Genomic DNA, 2,843 nt, shown 5'->3' with positions numbered 1-2,843 from the left:
AGCGGAAAAAGCCTTTCCCTTGTTAACAAAGCAGGCTTTATTCAAGCTGGTGGAAACTTAAATATCCAAACCAACACCCTGAAAAACGAAGCTGATAGCACGCCTGTCATCACAGAAAAAACCGAATATAGCGATATTTCTTTCCAAAAACCAGAGGGTTATTATTTACTCAATGAACGGAATTTATATCACGATATGGGCTGGGATCGTTGGGGTAGTGGAAGTCTTTCTGATAGAGAGTTTGGGTTTGAAGGTCCCCGAGACTTTCTGTTTGATTGGCAACTTTGGAATAACAAAGAAGGAACCTATGGCACCGCAATTTCAAGCGATGGAACAGTCTATAAGGCATTTACTTGGGAATATGACAAGACAAACAGTAATATAGAACGCTATCAATGGAATAATTGGTCACATATGACAGAAAAGACTGTCACACAAGCATTTTCGCATAAACCAACTGTTTCGGGGGTAATACAATCTAGTGGCAATCTCATCATTAATGCTGATACCATTGACAACCATTATAGCACTATAGAAGCGGGGGGAAATGCCGATATCCACGCTGGTGTGCTGACCAATCTGGGTGTAACGGCTTATAAAAAAACCTTTATGAGTTGTAATGCCAATACGCAGAATGGTTATTGTTATGGCTATAAAGCTGATGGAAGCCGCGATGTTTCTTTAGATATAGCCGGTGGCAAATTTCGTCATATCCGCTCAGAAGCTTTGGAGAGTGTTCCTGGTCTTGTCCAAGCGGGTGGCACTTTAAATCTGGTGGTCGATCAACTCAATAACACGGCAGCGGAAGGTTCGATTACAGGGGATGCGCATTTTAAAGCACAAGCAGCTGAACGTAAACCACTGGAGTCCTTAAGTGGTTTAACCGGGGTTGATGCTCTCTTTACACCAAAAGTGGATCTCAATAATGCAGGAGAACTGTCTGAGGGGCTCCCTTTACCAAAGCCCCAATCGGGTGGGGTTGGGGGCACGCTACCCAATCAAAATTTCATTTATGAAACGCGGGCAGAATTTCTTGATGTCGGCAAGTTTTATGGCTCAGCCTATTATTTGAACAGAATTGGTTACAATCCTGACAGAGAGATTTTTTTCTTAGGCGATGCTTATTTCGAAAAGGAATTGATTGAAAAACAAATGCGTGATCTTGTGGGGCAAGGTTTGGGCAAAGGTTCCTTTATTCCTGGAAGTGATGCCATTGAACAAGTCAAAACCTTGCTGGATGTCGGGGCAGACTATGCAAAAGCACACAATCTCCCCTTTGGTGAGGCTTTGAGTGAAGAACAATTGGCGTCCCTAGAAGCTCCGATGGTGATTTATGTGCGCCAACAGGTCAAGGGCATGGATGTTTATGCACCGGTGCTTTATATCCCTGAAAAAGACAGAGCCTCCTTTGTTTCTGCTGGAGCTTTGATCATGGGCGATGATGTGAATATCACCAGCCAGAATACAAGCAATTCCACAATAACCAATTCAGGGCGGATTGCGGCAAACCACCAATTGCATGTGCATGGCGGGGATATCTTTAGTCAAGGAGGGCATTTTGCGGCGGGTGGTGATGCTGTTATCCTTGCGGAGAAGAATATTCGTTTGGATGCAGGGCGCACAACGGTTGACGGCGTGGAGACCGTATTAAACACCGAGGCGCTTTCTGCTGGTGGCAATGCGAGCGTGATTGCTAAACAAGATATCACAGCCTCAGGGGTGGGGATCACCACCGGGGGTGATCTTACCATGGTTACAGAACAAGGCAACTTGACGATCGGTTCAGCAGAAACCCATTACCATGATGAGCAGGGTGATGCCACCATGCATCATAAATCAGAAGTCAACTCTGGAGGCTCGACGACACTTCTCTCTGGACAAGATTTGAATATTCTAGGCTCTGATGTTCAAGCAACGGATAATCTTTCCTTACAAGCTGAGAGGAATGTTTCGATTGATGCTACACGCAACAGCATGGACAATCAGAATGGGAGTGAAACATCTCATGTTGCTTTACACAATGGCTCTCATTTAAGTTCTGGAAAAGATACCACTGTCATCTCAGGTCAAGATATCCATATTGCTGCTTCCGATATAGATGCCAAGGGCAATGTTGGTCTTGGTGCCCAAGGGGAGATAACAATAGGGGTGAGAAACGATGAGATGGAGTATCATCTTCGCACCAAAAACACGAAAGTGGATATGCAAGCCTCTCATGCCGTTGGCTCTTCGATAAAATCGGGAGGTGATACCACTGTCATTGCAGGGCAGGATGGCAAACCGCATGATCTTAGCATCACAGGTAGTTCCATTGCGGCTGATGGCAAGGTAGGGCTGAAAGCCAGCAATGATGTCCTGATCAACAATGCAGAGGATAGCTTACATTATGAGATGTCGTATCATAAAGACGGTGGGGTGTTCAGTAGCAGTAAATCCCAGCATAACAAGACTGATGCGTCCCAAGTTGTGGGGTCAAGCATAACAGGGGGTGAAGGCATTGCCATTGACTCAGGAAACAACACGGAAGTTGTAGCCTCGACGCTCATAGCCGGTAAGGCAGAGGAAACGTCAGGAGAGAAAGCACCAGGAGATCAGAAACAAGCGGATATTACCATTCACTCTGGGGGAAAGATTGTCATAAAAGGCGCCCAAGAACACTTGGATCAGCAAGCACAATCGTCATCAAGTGGCTTTTTGCATGAGAAATCTTCCGATACATCTCAATCGCATACCACAACGGTTTCCTCTATCCTTGGGGCGACGGGCAACATCGTGTTAGACGCACAAGGAGAAGCCAAGATTTCTGCTTCTCATCTGCTTTCCGGTCAAGATATCAATGTGAG

At 45.6% G+C, this 2,843-nt stretch carries 1 protein-coding gene; it reads left to right on the top strand.

Going from position 1 to position 2,843, the window contains the following annotated elements:
• On the top strand, positions 1 to 2,843 hold a 2,843-nt coding region (locus tag ACFINC_RS09070; RefSeq protein WP_375616996.1), incomplete at both ends, for a hemagglutinin repeat-containing protein.

The sequence above is a fragment of the Bartonella sp. AP58NXGY genome, assembly GCF_042195785.1.
In the GTDB taxonomy this organism is placed as follows: Bacteria; Pseudomonadota; Alphaproteobacteria; order Rhizobiales; family Rhizobiaceae; genus Bartonella.
This window is presented reverse-complemented; position numbering and strand designations above follow the sequence as displayed.